Source organism: Glycomyces xiaoerkulensis (genome assembly GCF_002798405.1).
Taxonomy (GTDB): Bacteria; Actinomycetota; Actinomycetes; order Mycobacteriales; family Micromonosporaceae; genus Glycomyces; species Glycomyces xiaoerkulensis.
Window position 1 is genome coordinate 35,204 of the sequence record NZ_PGGV01000033.1, and the last position, 18,095, is coordinate 53,298.

16 protein-coding genes, 1 tRNA gene and 1 pseudogene are annotated in these 18,095 nt (G+C 70.2%); 10 read left to right on the forward strand and 8 right to left on the reverse strand.

Annotated features, from left to right (window positions below; genetic code table 11):
* Positions 1 to 37: 37 nt before the first annotated feature.
* Both CUT39_RS13760 and CUT39_RS13765 read right to left on the reverse strand, forming a co-directional pair.
* Positions 38 to 1,261, reverse strand: a complete 1,224-nt coding sequence (locus CUT39_RS13760; RefSeq protein WP_100447537.1) for an acyl-CoA dehydrogenase family protein — start codon at positions 1,259 to 1,261, stop codon at positions 38 to 40.
* An 8-nt stretch (positions 1,262 to 1,269) separates the two neighbouring features.
* Positions 1,270 to 2,751 carry an acyl-CoA carboxylase subunit beta gene (locus CUT39_RS13765; RefSeq protein ID WP_100448235.1) on the reverse strand — a complete coding sequence of 494 codons (1,482 nt, stop codon included), beginning with the start codon at positions 2,749 to 2,751 and terminating at the stop codon, positions 1,270 to 1,272.
* A gap of 201 nt (positions 2,752 to 2,952) precedes the next feature.
* Here CUT39_RS13765 and CUT39_RS13770 point away from each other — a divergent pair, with 201 nt between their 5' ends.
* From CUT39_RS13770 to CUT39_RS13785, 4 genes are all read left to right on the forward strand, one after another.
* Entirely contained in the window at positions 2,953 to 4,998 is a 2,046-nt protein-coding gene (locus tag CUT39_RS13770; protein WP_100447539.1) for an acyltransferase family protein, read from the forward strand.
* 96 nt (positions 4,999 to 5,094) lie between these two features.
* The gene (locus CUT39_RS13775) at positions 5,095 to 5,952 is read left to right on the forward strand and encodes a hypothetical protein (protein WP_100447541.1); all 858 of its coding nucleotides are present in this window, start codon (positions 5,095 to 5,097) and stop codon (positions 5,950 to 5,952) included.
* A gap of 51 nt (positions 5,953 to 6,003) precedes the next feature.
* Positions 6,004 to 6,342: a hypothetical protein gene (locus CUT39_RS13780; RefSeq protein WP_100447543.1), complete on the forward strand. Its 339-nt coding sequence runs from the start codon at positions 6,004 to 6,006 to the stop codon at positions 6,340 to 6,342.
* Positions 6,335 to 7,237, forward strand: coding sequence for a hypothetical protein (locus CUT39_RS13785; RefSeq protein ID WP_100447545.1), 903 nt, complete (start codon positions 6,335 to 6,337; stop codon positions 7,235 to 7,237). Before CUT39_RS13780 ends, CUT39_RS13785 begins: the two co-directional genes overlap by 8 nt.
* A 201-nt stretch (positions 7,238 to 7,438) precedes the next feature.
* Here the strand turns inward: CUT39_RS13785 and deoD are convergent, their stop codons facing one another.
* Entirely contained in the window at positions 7,439 to 8,161 is a 723-nt protein-coding gene (gene deoD / locus CUT39_RS13790) for a purine-nucleoside phosphorylase (protein ID WP_100447547.1), read from the reverse strand.
* 110 nt (positions 8,162 to 8,271) lie between these two features.
* Between deoD and CUT39_RS13795 the strand changes: the two genes are divergently transcribed.
* The 3 genes from CUT39_RS13795 (at position 8,272) to CUT39_RS13805 (ending at position 10,231) form a co-directional block, all read left to right on the forward strand.
* Positions 8,272 to 8,361 (forward strand) — tRNA-Ser (locus CUT39_RS13795).
* A gap of 190 nt (positions 8,362 to 8,551) precedes the next feature.
* Positions 8,552 to 9,415, forward strand: a complete 864-nt coding sequence (locus tag CUT39_RS13800) for an endonuclease/exonuclease/phosphatase family protein (protein ID WP_232805776.1) — start codon at positions 8,552 to 8,554, stop codon at positions 9,413 to 9,415.
* 153 nt (positions 9,416 to 9,568) lie between these two features.
* On the forward strand, positions 9,569 to 10,231 hold the full coding sequence (locus CUT39_RS13805) for an ABC transporter ATP-binding protein (protein ID WP_100448237.1): 663 nt from the start codon (positions 9,569 to 9,571) through the stop codon (positions 10,229 to 10,231).
* A gap of 53 nt (positions 10,232 to 10,284) precedes the next feature.
* On the opposite strand, the gene CUT39_RS13810 is transcribed toward CUT39_RS13805, so the two are convergent.
* Positions 10,285 to 12,888, reverse strand: a complete 2,604-nt coding sequence (locus CUT39_RS13810; RefSeq protein ID WP_157930692.1) for a penicillin-binding protein — start codon at positions 12,886 to 12,888, stop codon at positions 10,285 to 10,287.
* 307 nt (positions 12,889 to 13,195) lie between these two features.
* Here CUT39_RS13810 and CUT39_RS21855 point away from each other — a divergent pair.
* Positions 13,196 to 13,507: pseudogene (locus CUT39_RS21855) on the forward strand (WhiB family transcriptional regulator); the annotation flags it as partial.
* A 98-nt stretch (positions 13,508 to 13,605) separates the two neighbouring features.
* On the opposite strand, the gene CUT39_RS13820 reads toward CUT39_RS21855, so the two are convergent.
* The 3 genes from CUT39_RS13820 to CUT39_RS13830 are packed head-to-tail and all read right to left on the reverse strand — an operon-like array spanning position 13,606 to position 16,233.
* Positions 13,606 to 14,736 (reverse strand): ArsA family ATPase, encoded by a 1,131-nt coding sequence (locus tag CUT39_RS13820; RefSeq protein ID WP_100447553.1) that lies wholly within the window; start codon positions 14,734 to 14,736, stop codon positions 13,606 to 13,608.
* A complete protein-coding gene (locus tag CUT39_RS13825; protein WP_100447555.1) occupies positions 14,726 to 15,733 on the reverse strand; it encodes an ArsA-related P-loop ATPase in 1,008 nt (335 codons plus the stop codon). The genes CUT39_RS13820 and CUT39_RS13825 overlap by 11 nt, the downstream gene beginning before the upstream one ends.
* 14 nt (positions 15,734 to 15,747) lie before the next feature.
* Positions 15,748 to 16,233, reverse strand: a complete 486-nt coding sequence (locus CUT39_RS13830; RefSeq protein ID WP_100447557.1) for a hypothetical protein — start codon at positions 16,231 to 16,233, stop codon at positions 15,748 to 15,750.
* A 91-nt stretch (positions 16,234 to 16,324) separates the two neighbouring features.
* Between CUT39_RS13830 and CUT39_RS20840 the strand changes: the two genes are divergently transcribed.
* Positions 16,325 to 16,483 (forward strand): hypothetical protein, encoded by a 159-nt coding sequence (locus CUT39_RS20840; protein ID WP_198587133.1) that lies wholly within the window; start codon positions 16,325 to 16,327, stop codon positions 16,481 to 16,483.
* A complete protein-coding gene (locus CUT39_RS13835) occupies positions 16,484 to 16,966 on the forward strand; it encodes a RidA family protein (protein ID WP_198587134.1) in 483 nt (160 codons plus the stop codon).
* On the opposite strand, the gene CUT39_RS13840 is transcribed toward CUT39_RS13835, so the two are convergent.
* Positions 16,963 to 18,054 carry a fumarylacetoacetate hydrolase family protein gene (locus CUT39_RS13840; protein WP_100447559.1) on the reverse strand — a complete coding sequence of 364 codons (1,092 nt, stop codon included), beginning with the start codon at positions 18,052 to 18,054 and terminating at the stop codon, positions 16,963 to 16,965. The two genes, CUT39_RS13835 and CUT39_RS13840, sit on opposite strands and share 4 nt — an antisense overlap.
* Positions 18,055 to 18,095: the final 41 nt, after the last annotated feature.

Below are 18,095 nucleotides of genomic sequence, written 5' to 3' on the forward strand. Positions count from 1 at the left end.
TCAGAGTCGGGAAATCACCGTTCGGCCAGAAAGGGTACTAATGAGAGGTTTCCGGGGCGTCACGGCGATACTGTCCCGTCCCCGAGCCTGCCAGCACGGAACCGGGATGGCAATGAACTTGTTGAAGTTTTAATAAAACTCCCAGGGAACGCGCGATCAGCATGCGCTGCACCTCGTTCGTGCCCTCCCCGATCTCCAGGATCTTGCAGTCGCGCCAGGCCCGGGCCACCGGCGTCTCGTTCATGAACCCGTAGCCGCCGAAGATCTGCGTGGCGTCCCGGGCGCAGTCGACCGCGGCCTGCGCGGCGTAGAGCTTGGCGATGGCCGCGTCGGTGCCGAAGTCCTCACCGCGGTCGGCCTTCTCGGCCGCGTCGCGGTAGGCGAGTCGAGCCGTGTGCGCGCGAAGGCGCATGTCCGCCAGCATGAACGCGATCGACTGGTTGGCGGCGATCGGCTTGCCGAAGGCCTCGCGCTCCTGCGCGTGCGCCAGCGACTCGTCGAGGCAGCCCTGCGCGGTCCCGGCGCCCATCGCGGCCACGGCGACGCGCCCGGCCTCCAGCAGTTGCAGGAACTGGGCGTAGCCCCGTCCCCGCCGCCCGACGAGGTTCTCGGCGGGGACGCGGCAGCCGTCGAAGTACACCGGCCGGGTGTCGGAGGCCCGCCAGCCGACCTTGGAGTACTCGGGGCCGACCTCCAGGCCCGGGGTGCCGGGCTCGACCGCGATGCAGGAGACCTCGTCCGGGCCGGTGGCGGCGGTCGCGACGATGAGGTCGGTCATCGGGGTCCCGGCGTTGGTGATGAAGCACTTGGCGCCGTCGATGACCCATTGGTCGCCGTCGAGCCGGGCGCGGGTGTCGGTGCGCCCGGCGTCGGTGCCGCCGCTGGGCTCGGTGAGCGCGAACGCGCACACGCCCTCCCCGGCGGCCAGGCGCGGCAGCCAGCGCTGCCGCTGCTCGGGCGTCCCGAACTTCGCGATCGACTCGGCCCCGAGGGTCACCGCGGCCTCGACGGTGACCGCCACCGAGGCGTCGACGCGGCTGATCTCCTCCAGGGCCAGGCACAGCATGAGGAGCCCGGCGTCGGCGCCGCCGTACTCCTCGGGCAGCGTGACGCCGAAGACGCCGAGCTTGCCCAGGTCGCGGACGAGGTCGACGGGGAAGGCTCCCCGCTCGTAGTGGTCGCCGATCACGGGCTTGATCTCGGTCTCGGCGAATTCCTTTACCGCGCTGGCGAACTCGGCCTGCTCGGGTGTGAGTCTCATGGCTCCTCCTACACCGGTGTTATCGGATGTCTGCGGGATCCGAACCGGCGGTCCTTGTGGGACAGCCGCCGGAAGCGTGCAACGAGGTCGGCCCGGAGGTGCTCGGGCTCGACGATGTCGTCGACGACCAGTTCGCCCGCGAGGCGGCGCAGGTCGACGTCGGCTTCGTACTCGGCGCGTTTGTCGGCGATGAACCGCTCGCGCTCGTCGGGGTCTTCGATGGCGCCGATCTTGCCCGCGTACACGGCGTTCACCGCGGCCTCGGCGCCCATGACGGCGATCTTGGCGGTCGGGAGGGCGAGGACGGCGTCGGAGCCGAAGGCGGGTCCGGCCATCGCGTAGAGGCCGGCGCCGTAGGCCTTGCGGACCACCACGCACAGCTTGGGGACGGTGGCCTCCGAGACCGCGGCGATCATCTTGGCGCCGTGGCGGATGATGCCGGTCTTCTCGAATTCGGCGCCGACCATGAAGCCGGGGACGTCGGCCAGGAACAGCAGCGGCACGTTGAACGCGTCGCAGGTGTTGATGAAGCGGGCGGCCTTGTCGGCCGAGTCGGAGAACAGGACGCCGCCGCGAACGCCGGGGTTGGAGGCGACGATGCCGACCGGGCGGCCGTCGAGGCGGGCGTAGGCGCACACGAGCTCGCCGGCCCACCGGGCCTGGACTTCGAGGACCGAGTCGCGGTCGACCAGGCCGTCGATGAAGTCGTGGACGTCGAACGGGGTCGACTCGCCGGTCGGCACCACCTCGCGAAGGTCGGTCTCGCGCGGCGGCCGGGCCGCCCGCGCCGGCGGCGGCTGGGTCCAGTTCGAAGGCAGGTAGGACAGCCAGCGGCGGACGGTGGCGATCGCCTCGTCCTCGTTCCGGGACAGGAAGTGCCCGACGCCGGACTGCTCGCAGTGGACGCGGGCGCCGCCCATCTCCTCGAGGGTGGTCCGCTCGCCGGTGACCATCTCGACCATGCGGGGGCTGCCCAGGTACATCGAGGCGTTGCCGTCGACCATGGCGACGATGTCGCAGAACGCCGGGATGTAGGCGCCGCCGGCGGCCGAGGGGCCGAACAGGGCGCAGGCCTGGGGGATCTGGCCGGAGGCGCGCACCTGCTCGTAGAAGATGCGTCCCGCGCCGCGGCGGCCGGGGAAGAGCTGGACCTGGTCGGTGATGCGCGCCCCGGCCGAGTCGACCAGGTAGACGATGGGGTGCTGCTCGGCCTGCGCGGATTCGATGGTGCGGACGATCTTCTCGACGGTCCTGGCCCCCCAGGAGCCGGCCTTGACCGTGGAGTCGTTGGCGACCACCCGGATGGGGCGGCCCTGGACGGTGGCGGTGCCGCAGACGACGCCGTCGGCCGGCAGGCCGGGGTCGGGGTTGGCCCAGAGGGCGTCCTCGGTGAACGAGTCGACGTCGGTCAGCCGCCGGATCCGCTCGCGGGCGTGGTACTTGCCCGCGGCGGCGGCCGCCCGGTGGTACTTTTCGGCGCCCCCGCGCATGATGCTCTCGCGTTCGGCTCGGTAGTCCACGTCGTCTCCTTCCCCTACCTTAACGATCGTTAAGGTAGTTACATTGTGTCCCGTGACCGACCGCCTGTCAAACCCGGGGCGCCCCCACCGGGCGGGCGGCTACCCTCGAAGGGCCGCACGCGGCGCAACCAGCGAACCGCCGCCCGGCACCGCCGTCCCACCCGGAGACCCATGAGCACCACGACCCGCGACGCGGCGCCGGCCGCCGACCGCCCCGAAGCCCCGGCGCGGCAGCGGTACCTGCACGAGATCGACGGGCTGCGCGGCGCCGCGATCGCCATCATCGCCGCCTACCACATCTGGTTCAACACCGTCTCCGGCGGCGTCGACGTGTTCCTGCTGCTCTCGGGCTTCTTCATCACCGGCAGCCTGCTGCGCGGCCTCGAATCCGGGCGCGGGCTCCGGCCCGTCCGCTACTCGGCGCGGATCGTGCGCCGCATCTTCCCGCCCGCCCTGGCCGTGGCCGCCGCGATGGTCCTGATGACCGCGATCTGGCTGCCGCGCGCCACCTGGAACCAGCAGCTCGGCGACCTGCTCGCCTCGGCGTTCTACGTCGGCAACTGGCGCCTGGCCGAGACCAGCGTCGACTACCTGTCCTCGAACAACGGCGCCAGCATCGTCCAGCACTACTGGTCGCTGGGCATCCAGGCCCAGTTCTACCTGCTGTGGCCGCTGCTCATCGCCGCCTGCGCCTTCGCCGCACGCCGCAGCGGACTGCGACTGCGGTGGGTGCTGGCGGCGGCGTTCACGCTGGTCTTCGCCGGGTCGTTCGCCTTCGCCCTGTGGGAGGTCGCGGCCGACCAGGCGTACGCCTACTTCGACACCCGCGCCCGCTTGTGGCAGTTCGCCCTCGGCGCGCTCCTGGTGCTCGCGCTGCCGCTGCTCCGGCTCGGCCGCCGCACCGCGGCGGTCCTGTCCTGGACGGCCCTGGCCGCCCTGGCCGCCTGCGGCATGGTCCTGGAGAGCACCCGGTTCCCCGGCCTGGCCGCCGTGTGGCCGGTGGCGGCCGCCGCCGCGGTCATCGTCGTCGCCTCCGCCCGGCCCGGCGCCGGAGCCGGAATCCTGCTCAACTCCCGGCCGCTCCAAACGCTCGGGCGGCACTCCTACAGCCTCTACCTGTGGCACTGGCCGGTCCTCATCTGCTACCTGGCCGCCACCGGGCGCGACACCGCCACGATCGCCGGCGGGGTTGGGGTCATCGCCGTCTCGCTCGCCCTCGCCGCGGCCACGCGCTGGGCGGTCGAGGAGCGCCTGCCCGCGACCGGCCTGGGCCAGCGCACCGCCCGCGGCGCCTACGCGCTCGGCGCGGCCTCCATCGCGCTGGTCCTGGCCGCCTGCGCCGGCCTGTACGGCTACATCGCCTACGAGCGGCACCGGCTCGACCCGGCCGCCGCCGCGGCCGACGCGAGCGTCTACCCGGGCGCGGCGGCGCTGGCCGGGGACCTCGACTTCGAGGCGGCCGACTTCATCCCCTCGACCCTCGACGCCGCCGACGACCGCGATCCGGCCCTGTCGGGGGAGTGCAACCAGTCGATGGAGGGTTACGAGCCGATCCGCTGCGACTTCGGCTCCGATGAGGGCGGCGCCGAGCGGACGGTGGTGATGTACGGCGGCTCCAAGATCTGGCAGTGGCTGCCGGCGATGGAGAAGGTGGCGGAGGCTCGGGACTGGCACCTGATCACGTTCATCAAGAACGCCTGCATCCCCACTCCGGAGCAGCCGAACACGGACGAGGAGCGGTACCGGTCCTGCGACGAGTGGAACGACTCGGTCGTCGCCGAGATCGGCCGGATCGGCCCCGACCTCGTCTTCACCTACGGCTCGCGGGTCGGCTACGACCCGGTGGAGTCCTTCCCCGACTACAACGAGCGCTACGAGCAGTTGCTCGAATCCGGCGCCGAGGTCGCCGTCGTCCGCGACACCCCGAGCCCGCGCTTCGACGTGCCCACCTGCGTCGACCTCAACGGCCCCGGCTCGCCCGAGTGCGCCGTCGACCGGGACGCCTACTACCCCGACCCGGACGCCTTCGGCGACCTCCCGGTCCCCGCCGGGGTCCACAAGATCGACCTGACCGACTACATCTGCACCGAGACGGCCTGCCCGCCGGTGGTCGGGAACATCCTGGTCTACCGGGACGACGCCCACCTGACCAACACCTACGCGGCGACGCTCGCGCCCTACCTGGAGTCGGAGCTGGTGGCCGCGGCGGGGGCCTGAGCGCCGCGAACATTCGCGTTCAGGCGTTTGCAACTGGTCCGTACCATAAAGGCCAATTGTGAGACGGTTCCCGCGACCTCGACCCCCGGAGGGCCCATGCCGAACCCGTCCATCGCCGCCAACATCGGAGACCTGCTCGGTGGCGCTCTGCTCGTCGTCTGCCTCGGAGCATTCCTGGCGCTGCTGGTGCTCGGGCTGTTCGCCAAGGGCGGCCGGGCCGCGAAGCGGGCCCGCTGGCGGCGCGAGATCCCCGAGCAGGACCGGCTCCTTCCCGCACTGGCGGCCGAGCGCGGCTGGCACTACGCGCCAAGGGACGACCAGTGCCTCCGCATCGTCGACGTGCTCGAACGCGGGAGCAACGGGGAGTCGACCAGCGGCGACCGCCACCAGAGCGCCGGCGCGTCGGGCCGCGGGGCCTACGGGCTGCGGTTCGCGGTCAATCCGACCGCGGCCGCCGAGCACGTCATCACCTTCCGTGCGCGCGGCGGCGAGTACGTGCTGTTCCAGCACCGCTGGAACCAGGCCGACCACGAAACCTACGGCCCCATGTGGCAAGAGGACCGCGACCGCGCCAGGTTCGCTTCGACCGCGGCCCGCCGCCTGCCGGCGGCCACGCCGTTCGTGTGCGTCACCAGGAGGTGGAAGGGGGCCGTCTCGGGACTGGTCGGACACGACACCCGGGTCGACCGGCACCGCTTCGACCGCGACTACCTCGTCTTCGTCGAACATCAGCGCTTCGGCCTCGATATCGTCCATCCGCGACTGACGGAGTGGGTGATGGAGACCGAACCGCCGGAGGGCGAGTTCCTGGTCCTCTGGGACGGCTGGTGCTTCATCACCACAGAGGACATTCTGCGCGCCGAGGAGGTCGACCACCGCCTGGAGCGGCTCGACGCGTTCGCGGGCCTCATCCCCGATCACGTGTGGAATACCGACTACGACCCCGGCCGTTGAGCTGCGGCTCCGATCCCCGCCCCGACCGATACGACATAGAGGAGCTCCAGCATGAGTGAAGGCATCAGAGTCGATCCCGATCAACTCGACCAAGCCGCAAGCGCCATCAGGGACACGGCGGACAACGCCGATGACCTGGCCTCGTACGCCAAGGATTCCGATCCCGACGTCTGGGCGTGGGGCCTGCCCGCGACCTTCCTGGCGGCGCCGTTCTACATCGGGCTGGTCGACATGCTGCACCAGCAGTTCTCCGGTGTCCGCCAGACCATCGAGGGGTTCGCCGACATGGTCGAGGAGTGCGGCGCCGACGCCCGCGAGAACGACGACGGCACCGCCGAGGTGTTCCTGGATCTGGAAGGCGAGCTCGAAGGGGAGTACAGCGATGAGTGAGAACGAACTCTCCTGGCAGGAGAACGCCCCCGAGCAGAGCGACGTCGACTTCTCCGGGGACGCCTGGGTCCCCAGTGGCGCGGACGCGCTCGGCGCGCTCAAGGGCGCGACGCTCGGCGTCACCGGGTTCGACGGCCACAAGGCGTTCGACGGCATCAACAGCAGCGTCAGCGAGATCGACGATCTTGCCGACTGGCCGTCCATGGTGATGGCGATCGACGCGATCATCGAGAAGTCGAACCAGGCCCACGCCAAGATCCAGGAGTTCGAGGACGCCGGCGGCAACGTCTTCGCCGATCCGCTGGGCATGCTGGCCGGCACCCTGGTGAACTTCGTGCTGGAGTTGTGCCAGCCCTTGCAGGACCTGCTCGGGCTGGTCACCGGCAACCACACCCGCATGAAGACCTGCGTCGAGATGTGGCTGACGGTCGTCCGGGGCGGCATGGAGACCGGTGCCCACATCGCCGAGACCGGCGCCGAGGTCATGAAGGACTGGAGTGGCGACGACGGAGAGGCGGCCCGGCACCGCGTCGCGGAGATCGGTCAGGCGGTCACCCTCATGTCCATGTGGGGCATCGCCATCGCCGTCGCGCTGCGGGGCATGGCCTGGATCGCCTTGAAGTGCGAGATGAAGGTCAAGAAGATCCTCTCCGACATCGTCGAGGAGGCCCTCACCAAGTGGCTGCCGGGGATGGCGTCGGGTGCGGCGACTTTCGGCGCCTCGTCGGCGGCGACGGTCACCCTCGCGGTCGTCCAGATCGCTAACTGGATCATCACCGCCTACAACTTCATCCAGATGGCGATCACCCTGTGCGAACTGGTCTGGGAGGTCTTCCAGTCGATCGGCGACATGATGCCGTCGATCGACGAGGTCCTCAACTTCTTCAAGAAGTAGCGCACGCGCCGCTTCGGCCCCGGACTCGCCGTCCGGGGCCGAAAAGTCCGATGTCGACTCCGTCTTCACCTTCCCGGTGCGGCGGCCGTCCTCCGGGTCGACCCGTTGCGCCGCTGCATCAGAAATCGACGCTTGTCAACCCTCATGTTCCCTAGTAGAGGTATGTCGGATCAACAACATTGACTCGACGATTGTCCGGGATCAGGAGCCGCCCGCCTCGACGGTGACGGTGTCCAGGGCGATCTCGGCCATCTCGGAGAACGACTCCTGGCGGTCCTCGGCCGACAGGGACGTCTGGTTGAGGATGTGGTCGGAGATGGTGCAGATCGCCAGCGCCCGCGCGCCGAACCCGGCCGCGAGCGTGTAGATCGCCGCCGCCTCCATCTCGATCGCCAGGACGCCGTAGTCGGCCAGCAGGCCCTCCACGTCCGGCGCGTCGGAGTAGAAGGTGTCCGAGCTGTACAACTGGCCCACCCGCAGGCCGATGCCGCGCTCTTCGGCCGCGTCGGCCGCCGCCCGCAGCAGCCCGAAGTCGGCCACCGGCGCGTAGTCGACCGCGCCGCCGAAGCGGATGCGGTTCATGCTCGAGTTCGTGGAGGCCCCGATCGCGGCCACGACGTCGCGCAGCTCGATGTCCGAGCGGACCGCCCCGGCCGAGCCGACCCGCACCACCGTTCTGACCCCGAACTGGTCGAGCAGCTCGTGGGTGTAGATCGAGGCCGACGGTTGGCCCATGCCCGTACCCTGGACCGACACGCGCCGGCCGCGGTAGGTGCCGGTGTACCCGTACATGCCTCGGACCTCGCTGTAGCATTCCGCGTCGCTCAGGAACGTCTCGGCGATCCATTTCGCGCGCAGCGGGTCGCCGGGCAGCAGGACGGTCTCGGCGATGTCGCCGGGCTCGGCGGCGATGTGTGCAGTCATGGGCCCAGGATCTCACAAAACATCCCATGTATTTGCGGAAGGTGCCTGTGAGACGGATCCCGCGATACCCGCTTGGCGGCGCCGCGTGCCGATCCGGTAGCCTTTCCGGCGGTAGCGTGTCCGAGCGGCCTAAGGAGCTCGCCTCGAAAGCGAGTGAGGGTTCACGCCCTCCGTGGGTTCGAATCCCACCGCTACCGCCAGCAGACCCCGGGAAGGGCCGCGAAGCGGCCCGCCTGGGGCTCAGTCGTTTTCGGGACCGGTTGGCGTAGCCTGTCTAGGCTGTGCGAGTCCGACGGTCCTCGGAAAGGCGGGTGGGGTGTGGGTCGGTCTTCTTGGCGCGCAAAGACTTACGGCGCCATCGTGATGTGCTGCGCGTTGCTGCTCGCGGTGATGATGCTTCTCCACCGGTTCATCCCCAACCGCTGGTACAACCTCGGCAGCCTCATCGAGACGTTCCTGCCCTGGTTCGGTCTGTTCATCCCGCCGCTGATCGTCCTCGCGGCCCTCCGGCGCCGGCCGCTGGCGATCGTCGTCGCCCTGCTGCCGGCCCTGGTCTGGCTCAAGCTCTACGCCGGTGTGTTCCCCGACAAGACCGACGGGTCCGGTTCCTTCCGGGTGCTGGCCCACAACGTGAACGCCGCCAACCACCAGACCGTCGCCACCGCCGAGGCGCTCCTGGAGGCCGACGCCGACGTGGTCGCCCTGGTCGAACTCACCCCCGAGCAGTTGGCCGAGTACGACGAGGCGTTCGGCGAGCACTACGAATACACGGCCGCGTTCGGCACGGTGGCGCTGTGGTCGGAGCACCCGATCGTCCTCACCTCCGAGATCGATCTCCAACTGGGCTGGACCCGCGCCTTCCGCGCCCAGGTCGACGTCGACGGCCGACCGGTCGCCTTCTACGTCGCCCACCTGCTGTCGGTGCGCGTCAACACCGAGGGCTTCACCTCCGACGACCGCAACCGCACCGCCGAGCTGCTCGGCGAGGCCATCGCCGACGAGCCGCTGGATCGGGTGGTGCTGCTCGGCGACCTCAACGGCACCATGCAGGACCGTTCCCTGGCGCCCATCACCTACCAGCTCCGGTCCGCGCAGGCCGCCGCCGGGAAGGGCTTCGGGTTCACCTGGCCGGCCTCCAACCCGCTGGCCCGCATCGACCAGGTGCTCTTCCGCGGCCTGGAGGCCACCGACTCCAGGGTGATGGAGCCGACCGCCTCCGACCACCGGCCGGTCCGGGCCGATTTCGACTTCTGAGCGTGCAACCCCGGCCCGCCGGGGAGGCGTCTAACAGATGTGACCGGAGAGGATGATTCAGCCGTGAGCGACACGGTGGTGCTGCCGCGCGTCGAGGCCGGCTCCGCGGACGGGGGCCCGCCTGCGGCGCTGATCGCGCTGGAGGGGGTCGGCATGACCTATCCGGGGCCGCCGCCGGTCGAGGCGCTCAAACCGATCGACCTGCGCGTGGAAGCCGGGCAGTACGTCGCGATCGTCGGACCCTCCGGGTCGGGCAAGTCGACCCTGCTCAACCTGCTGGGCCTGCTGGACGCCCCCACCTGCGGCACTTACCACCTGGAAGGGGTCGACACCTCGACCATGAGCGAGTCGGGGCGCACCCGGATGCGGGCCGACAAGATCGGGTTCATCTTCCAGGCGTTCCACCTCATGGCCCACCGCACCGCGACCGAGAACGTCGCCATGTCCCTGGTCTACCAGGGGGTGCCGCGGCGCCGCCGCAAGGCGGTCGCGCAGGAGAAGCTGGAACTGGTGGGACTCGGCCACCGCCTGGAGGCGCTGCCGACGACGCTGTCGGGCGGGGAGCGCCAGCGGGTGGCCATCGCCCGGGCCCTGGCGACCGACCCGAGCCTGCTGCTGTGCGACGAGCCGACCGGGAACCTCGACTCGGCCACCGCCGATGCGGTGCTGGCCACCATCGACGGGCTCCACGCCGCCGGGCTGACGATCCTGATGATCACCCACGACCACGACGTCGCCGACCGCGCCGAACGTGCGGTCACCATCCGCGACGGCCTGCTCTCCGAAGGCAACCACTCCACCAGCGAAACCCGATGAGAAGCGGCGGTCCGCCGGACCGGTGAAGACCGGGCCGACGGGCCGCCGTGGCCTCAGTCCTCGTCGATGACGTCGGTGGCGTCGCCCTCCGTCGTGGGCTCGTCCGTCGGGTCGGTCGGATCTCCCGGGTCGGTCGGATCTCCCGGATCGGTTGGATCCTCCGGGTCGGTCGGTTCCGGCGGATCGGGCTCGTCGTCGCCACCGCCGCCGTTGCCGCCGCCATTGCCGTTGCCCCCGCCGTTGTCGTCGTCATCGTCTTCCTTGGGCTCCTCGTAGTTGGAGCCGTTGGAGACCAGGATGTAGATCGGGCTGCCCTCCGGGGCCGAACCGGTGACCGAGGTCGAGAACGCCTGGCCGGCCGGGCAGCTCGAGTCGAACCGCCCGGACGCGATCGAAGCCTCGAATCCGGCGCCGGACACTTTGGACCTGGCGGAGCCGGGGCTCTCGCAGCCGATGCCCGGGATGTTGACCAGGTTGTCACCGTTGATCATGTCGTCGGACGGCGCCGACCAGTCCTCCTCGTCGAGGCCGTCGACCGCCGCCTTGAGGACCGCCACGCCGGTCGAGCGGACCTGGTTGTGGAAGTTCGCGGCCAGGTTGTCGTTCGCCGAGTTGTCCGGGTCGCCGACGAACGTGGTGGTGGCGGCGTTCGGGGTCGCGTTGATGTACCAGTAGGAGCGCTCGGCGTTGGCGGTACCGGTCTTGCCCATGATCGGGCGTCCGAAGTTGTCGGCCTCGCGAGCGGTGCCGCCGACGCAGCGGGTCTTGTCGGCACCGCCGTCGTAGACCGGGCAGCGCGCCGCGTTCACGGCCGCCCGCGCCACGTCCTTGTCGAGGGCCTGGTCGCAGGTGGGTTCGGAGGCTTCCTCCCACTCCTCCCCGTCGGAGTTGGCGACCTTCAGGACCGGCAGCGGTTCGCAGTGCTCGCCCTCGGCCGCCACGGTCGCGTACGCCTCGGCCATCTCCATCGGGGTGGTGGTGTCGCCCATGCCGAGGGTGAACACGCCGTACTCGTCGAGGCGGTCGTCCTTCCGGTGCTGGGTGACGCCGCTCTGGCTGTAGAAGGAGACGCCGAGCCGCTCGGCCATCTCCACCGCCTTGGGAGTGGTGACCAGCTCCTGGAGTTGCACGAAGCCGGTGTTGGAGGACTTGCCGAACATGCCCCAGAAGTCGAGCGTCCCGCCGGCGGAGTACGACTCGGTGGTGGGGCACCAGCTCCAGATCTCGTTCCCGTACTGGTCGGTCCGGCGGTTGCATTTGACGTCGTCATCGGCGTCGGCGCCGGTCTGGTACTGGGAGGTGTACTGGCGGGGCGAGGGCAGGGTGGTCTTGAGCGGCCAGCCCTCTTCGAGGGCGGCCAGCAACGTGAACATCTTGAACGTCGAACCGGCCGGGAACCCGGACGACTGGTCGTTGCCGCTCAGCAGCGGGATGGTCGTGTTGGGATAGTTCGACGGTGCGTCCTTGCCGTCGGTGCGCGGCCCGTTGCCGGTCTGGTCGAGGCTGTAGACGCGGTTGACGGCCATGGACCGGATGTGCCCGCTCCCGGGAGTGAGCGTCACCGAGCCCAGCGCCCGGTGGTCGTCGTCGTCGATGTGGCCGTGGATCTCGTCCATGGCCGCGTCCTGCAGCTCGGGGTCGAGGGTGGTGACGATGCGGAAGCCGCCGCGCTTGAGCAGGCTGAGCCGGTCGCGCTCGGTCTCGCCGAAGATCTCCTGATCGGCCCACCACTGCTTGAAGTAGTCGCAGAAGAAGCCCCAACTGTTCTCGGCCACGTCGACGCACTCCGAGCGCACCGGCCGCGGGTCGAGTCCGAGCTCGGTCTCCTGGGCCTCGGCGGCCTCGGACGCCGAGATCATGTCCTGGGCGACCATGCGGTCCAGCACCCAGTCGCGGCGGTCGAGGATCTGGGAGTCGTCGCCCTCGCCGTCGAGCAGACCGTCGGCATAGGAGGGGAACTTGGGGAGCGCGGCGAGGGTGGCGGCCTCGTGGAGCTCCAGATCGCTCGGGGGCTTGTTGAAGTAGGTGTAGGCGCCGGCGTAGACGCCGTAGGCCTGGTTGCCCAGATAGATCACATTGAGATAGCCCTCGAGAATCTCCTCTTTGGTCATCGACTCCTCGATGGCCATGGAGTACCGGGCTTCTCGGAGTTTGCGCTCGTAGGTGTCCTCGGACGCTTCGATCACTTCGTCGATGGTTGAAGCGGAGTAGATGAGGGTATTACGCACGAACTGCATCGTCAGGGTCGAAGCGCCTTGCGTGTCCTCGCCGCCCTGATTGGCGATGGCGGCCCGCACGATGCTGGTCCAATCGACGCCGTTGTGCTCGAAGAACTTCGAGTCCTCGGCCGCCATCAGCGCATCGATCATGAGGGGATCGACGTCGTCGAGTCCGATCTCGCGGCGGTTCTCCTCGTAGAAGGAGGTGATGAGGGTTTCTCCGTCGGAGGCGTAGACGTAGCTGGTCTGCGGGAGGGCCGATCGGGTGAGTTCGGTGGGCAGCGACTCGAACGAGTCGGCGCCGTTGTCGAACACCATGCCCCCCGTAGCGAACAGGGGGAACGCCGCCGCTGCGGCGAGGACTCCGGCCACGACTCCACAAACGATCAGGGTCAGGCCGTCCCCCAAGGGAACACGGTAGCGCTTCAACGTCTCCACCACCTCAGGTTAGAACGCGGGTCGCGAAAGATACAGGGTGTTTGTTCCGGGCCGCCCGGTTTTCGCACGCCGGGTAATGCGAGCCGAAACACCCTCGTAGTTTAATCGTTATTTCTCGAGGGGTTGTCGCGATCTGCGCCATAGGGGTGAAGCTCTCCCGGACGGTCCGTTTTTCGTCTCGGAGGGTAGTCAAACAATTACAAGAGGTGTAAGGTCCGATCTTGACGGCGACTTTGGGTGACTGCAAGATTACTCATATGGGGCCGTTGGGGGGTATGAAGGGAAAACTTACGGGGAGGTCATGCAGATGGGACTGCTGATCGACTGGACGACCAAGGCGCTCTGTCAAGAGGGCGACCCGGACGCACTGTTCGTACAGGGGGCCGAACAGAATAACGCGAAGAAGATCTGCCGTGGCTGTCCGGTCCGGCTCGAATGCCTCGCAGATGCGCTCGACAATCGTATCGAATTCGGCGTGTGGGGCGGCATGACCGAACGAGAGCGCCGCGCACTGCTTCGCAAGCACGCGGACGTGCGCTCCTGGCGGTCGGTCTTCGAAGTGGCGCTCGAAGAAGAACAGCGGAACGCCAAGAAAACGAACAGGCGCCGCATTCCGGCGGATCTCAACATCTTAATGGCACGCCGCCGCAGGCGGCCCGAAACCGACCGCGCCCGAGACGGAGCACCGTCCGGGCGCGCCGTCGTGCCGGCCCCCGGTCAGTCCTCCCCGTCCCGGCGCACCGCCCGACCAGCGAAGGCGCGCAAGCCCGCCAGATCCACCACCTCGGCCCCCGCCTTCGGCAGCCACACCTGCGGGATCTCCGGGCAGGCGGCCCCGTACCGGGCCGCCACACGCTCCTCGGCCGCCCGGCGCCGGGCCAGATCGGCATGCGTGCGCAGCACCGCCGCCACCGGGCTGTCCGGATCGCCCTCCTCCAGCGATGCCGCCGCCCCCAGGCAGCGCTCCGCCGACATGCTCGCCCGCACCGGCGTCAACTGGTTGAGGACCATCCCGTCCAGCGGCATCCGCTCCTCGGTGAGCCGCCGCGAGAAGTACATGGCCTCGTTGATCGCCGCAGGCTCCGGGGTCGCCACCACCAGGAACGAGGTCTGGTCGTCCTGCAGAGCGCGGAAGGTCGCCTCGGCGCGCCTGCGGAAGCCGCCGAACGTGTCCTCCAGGCTCGCGGTGAACTCGGCGACGTCGGTCAGCAGGTGACCGCCGAGGATCTTGTTGAACACCCGCGTGAACACCGCCGCGCTCGCGCCCATCACCGACAGCATCGAGCGCCTCGAGCCCGGGGTGGAGGCCGACAGGAGGCGGATCACGCGGCCGTCCAGGAAGCGGGCCAGGCGGGCCGGGGCGTCCAGGAAGTCCAGCGCCGAGCGCGAGGGCGGGGTGTCCAGGACGATCAGATCCCAGCGGCCGGTCTCGCGCAACTGCCCGAGCTTCTCCATCGCCATGTACTCCTGCGTGCCCGAGAAGGTGGAGGAGACCGCCTCGTAGAAGGGGTTGGCGAAGATCTCGGCGGCGCGCTCGGGCGTGGTGTGGGAGGCGACGACGTCGTCGAAGGTGCGCTTCATGTCCAGCATCATCGCGTCGAGCGAGCCGGCCTCGGGGCCCTCGACCGGGCGCGGGGTGTTGTCCAACGCCTCCATGCCCAGCGACTGCGCCAGGCGCCGGGCCGGGTCGATGGTGAGCACCACCGTGCGGCGGCCGTGGCGCTCGGCCGCGCGCAGCGCCAGGGCCGCGGCCGTGGTGGTCTTGCCGACCCCGCCCGAGCCGCAGCAGGCGATGACGTGCTTGCCGTCGTCGGCCAGCAGCCGGTCGACGTCGAGGTCACTGCGCATCGCGGACCCCCTCCGGGGCGGCGCCGGGCCGCAGCGGCGAGCGGCGAAGCCCGCCCGTCGACCGGCGCAGCGTTCGGGCCAGGTCGTACAGTCCGGACAGGTCGACGCCCTCGGGCAGGAGCGCCAGTTCGTCGACCGGGCGGCCGAGCCGCTCCAGCCGATCGCGGTGGGCGTCGATCGCCGCGATCTCGTCCTGACCGGTCCGGTACTCGGCCAGCAGCGCCGCGACCGCGTCCTCGTCGGCCGGCAGTCCGGACCGGGCCAGGCCGTCGCGGAGCTGCTCGGCGGTCACGTCGACGGTCCCCGAGCCGACGACCTTGTTGAGGATGACGTGGCCGACCGGCAGGTCGGCGGCCTCGAGCTCGTCGTGGGCGTCGATCGTCTCCTGCACCGGCATCGCCGCCGGAGTCGTCACCAGGTGGACGGCGGTGAGCGAGGAGTGCAGGAGCCGGGCGACCGAACGCGAATGCCGGCCGATCGGTCCGGTCTTGGCCAGGCGGCCCGATTCGACGGTCACGTTGAGGAACTTGACGATCCGCCCGGTCGGAGGGCCGTCCAGGACCACCGCGTCGTAGGCCATGCGGCCCGACTCGGTGCGCGAGACCGCCTCCTTGAGCTTGCCGGTCAGCAGGATGTCCCGCAGCCCCGGCGCGATGGTCGTCGCGAAGTCGATCGCGCCGAACCTGCGCAGCACCCGCCCGGCCGAGCCGAGCCGGTAGAACATCGTCAGGTAGTCCAGCAGCGCCTCGTCGGCGTCGACCGCCTGCCCGAACACCTCCCCGCCGTCGAGCCCTGCGGCCAGGTGCCGCTCGGCGTACGGCAGGGGAGCGGCGTCGAACAGCGGCGCGATCCCCTGGCGGCCCTCGATCTCGGCCAGCAGGACCCGGCGGCCCGTCCCGGCCAGCGCGAGCGCCAGCGCGGCGGCCGCGGTGGTCTTCCCGGTGCCGCCCTTGCCGGTGACGACGTGCAGGCGCGGTACGGGACCCGTGGCACTCATCCAGCGGAGTCTAATCACTGCGACGGGAAACCGCACACGAGCCACTGCGGGCTCGAGTCCTCCGCGACCAGGATGAAGGTCCAGGTGGTGGTGTCGCCGCCGCCGGTGGTCAGGTCGGCGGTGACGGTGGCCTCGCCGACCGAGCGGTCGACCTCGGTCACGTTCGACCAGTCGATACCGGCCCCGCCGCCCGCCTCGGCGAGCGCCTCGACCGCGCCGTTGAGGTCGCGGTCGGCCTTGGCCGAGCACAGCCATTCGGACGCGGCCGCCGAATCCCGGTCGTCCAGCAGCGCGGTGAGGAACTCCTCCACCGACCGCTCGGGCGTGTCCGAGACCTCGGCCACGTTCACGAACAGCCGGGTCGCGATCAGGATGAGCGCGGCGGCGAACGCGGCCGCCGCGGCGAAGGTCAGGTAGGTCCAGGTCCGGGCGGAGCCGGACCGGTGGGCGGGGCCGGGCTTGCTGCCGGTCGGCCGTTTCGCGGCGGTGTCTGGCGACACGAATGCTCCCTGGGTTCGATATGGGGAGGCGACGCACTCCGCAGTCTAGCGGTGCGGGCGCTCCGGACGGGGAGGCCGTACTGTGGTCGGCATGGATAAATGGGAGTACGCCACCGCACCGCTGCTGATCCACAACACCAAGCAGATCCTCGACGTCTGGGGCGAGGACGGCTGGGAACTGGTCACCGTGCTGCCCGGTCAGAACGCCGAGCAGCTCGTGGCCTACTTCAAGCGCAAGAAGGAGCAGTAAGTGGCCGACGCGAAGGCGAACCTGGAGCGGCTCGGGCTGACGCTGCCGGAGGTGGTGCCGCCGGTGGCGGCCTACCGGCCCGCGGTGCGGTCCGGGGACTACGTGTACGTCTCGGGCCAGTTGCCCATCGTGGGCGGCGAGTTGGCCGGGACCGGGAAGGTCGGCGCCGAGGTCGACCCCGAGCGCGCCTTCGAGCTGGCGCGGATCTGCGCGCTCAACGGGATCGCCGCGCTCGGCTCCGTCGCCGAACTCGACGGCGTGGCGCGGATCGCGAAGGTCACCGGTTTCGTGGCCTCGGCGCCCGGGTTCACCGGGCAGCCGCAGGTGATCAACGGCGCCAGCGAGTTGCTCGGCGAGGTGTTCGCCGAGGCCGGCGAGCACGCCCGCAGCGCGGTCGGCGTCGCCGAACTGCCGCTCGGCGCGCCGGTGGAGGTCGAACTCGTCGCCGAGCTCGCCCCCACCGCCAAAGTCCACCTCGTCTAGCCGATCGCCGGGGCCACGCGGCTTTCCACCTCGCCGAGCGCGACGGACGTGCCGCGCGGCCCCGGAGCGGTCGCCGAGATCCTCACCGCGTCGCCGTCGGCCAGCCGCCACTCGGGGCAGGCCGCCTCCATCGAGCCGTACAGCATGCCCGGGCGCAGCACCGCGCCGTTCGCGGTCAACTGCGCCATCTGCTGCGCGGGCGTCCAGTACGGGACGCCGAAACCGGCCCCGGCCACCGGCACGCCGTTCACCTCGATGTCCAGGCGCAGGTCGAAGCCGAACCGGTCGGACTCCTTGAGGTAGGACGGAGCGGTCGGCCCCTGCTCGGGGGCGGCGATCCGGGCCGCGTCCAGGGCCTCCAGCGGGGTCACCCACGTGCTCATCGACGTGGCGAACGACTTCGCCTCGCTCAGCCCCAGCCCGTCGGTCTCCATGCGCGCGAAGTCGTGCGCGGTCCAGTCGTTGAGCAGGACCGCGCCGAACACGTGCTCCTCGAACGCGTCGGGCGCCACCGGGCGGCCGACCGCCGACTCGCCGCCGACGACGAAGCCGACCTCGGGACCGATGTCGAGCGAGCCGGTCGGAGCGAACACGACCTCGCCGCCGGGCGCGGGCCGGTGGCTCGAGGGCCGCACCACCTCCATCCCCGACGGCAGCACCGTCGAGGCTCGGCCGCCGGTCGCGCGCGGATGCCAGCGGCGCGGGTCCGAGGCCCCGGTGAAGTCGACGAAGTCGGTCACCAGCAGCGGGGCGTGCATGCGCGCCTCCGTCAGCGGCGTGAGCCACTCGCCGGCCGCCTCTTGCAGGCTCGGCTCGCTGAGCGCCTCCTGCACCTGCCGGCGCACCTGCCTCCACGCCTCGCGGCCGAGCGACAGCAGCCGGTTCAGGGCCGGGTCGCGCAGCGCGGTGCACGAGGCGCACGTCTGGCAGTCGCCGGAGAGTACGGCTTTGTGGAGGTCCAGGATCTGGTCGGCGATGCGGACGCCGATGCGCGGGACCGGTGCGTCCGCGGTCGAGAACACCCCGTAGGGCAGATTGTGGATGTTGTAGGGGCTCTCATCGGCGCCCGGTACCCAGCAGGTGGTCACGTCGTTCCTCCGTCGTCGAAGCGGTTACGGAGGTATAACGA

Bases quoted from the DNA above. Each gene is read 5' to 3' on its own strand.
- CUT39_RS13760 (WP_100447537.1), bottom strand. From the start codon at position 1,261: ATGAGACTCACACCCGAGCAGGCCGAGTTCGCCAGCGCGGTAAAGGAA.
- CUT39_RS13765 (WP_100448235.1), bottom strand. From the start codon at position 2,751: ATGCGCGGGGGCGCCGAAAAGTACCACCGGGCGGCCGCCGCCGCGGGC.
- CUT39_RS13770 (WP_100447539.1), top strand. From the start codon at position 2,953: ATGAGCACCACGACCCGCGACGCGGCGCCGGCCGCCGACCGCCCCGAA.
- CUT39_RS13775 (WP_100447541.1), top strand. From the start codon at position 5,095: ATGCCGAACCCGTCCATCGCCGCCAACATCGGAGACCTGCTCGGTGGC.
- CUT39_RS13780 (WP_100447543.1), top strand. From the start codon at position 6,004: ATGAGTGAAGGCATCAGAGTCGATCCCGATCAACTCGACCAAGCCGCA.
- CUT39_RS13785 (WP_100447545.1), top strand. From the start codon at position 6,335: ATGAGTGAGAACGAACTCTCCTGGCAGGAGAACGCCCCCGAGCAGAGC.
- deoD (WP_100447547.1), bottom strand. From the start codon at position 8,161: ATGACTGCACACATCGCCGCCGAGCCCGGCGACATCGCCGAGACCGTC.
- CUT39_RS13800 (WP_232805776.1), top strand. From the start codon at position 8,552: ATGATGCTTCTCCACCGGTTCATCCCCAACCGCTGGTACAACCTCGGC.
- CUT39_RS13805 (WP_100448237.1), top strand. From the start codon at position 9,569: ATGACCTATCCGGGGCCGCCGCCGGTCGAGGCGCTCAAACCGATCGAC.
- CUT39_RS13820 (WP_100447553.1), bottom strand. From the start codon at position 14,736: ATGCGCAGTGACCTCGACGTCGACCGGCTGCTGGCCGACGACGGCAAG.
- CUT39_RS13825 (WP_100447555.1), bottom strand. From the start codon at position 15,733: ATGAGTGCCACGGGTCCCGTACCGCGCCTGCACGTCGTCACCGGCAAG.
- CUT39_RS20840 (WP_198587133.1), top strand. From the start codon at position 16,325: ATGGATAAATGGGAGTACGCCACCGCACCGCTGCTGATCCACAACACC.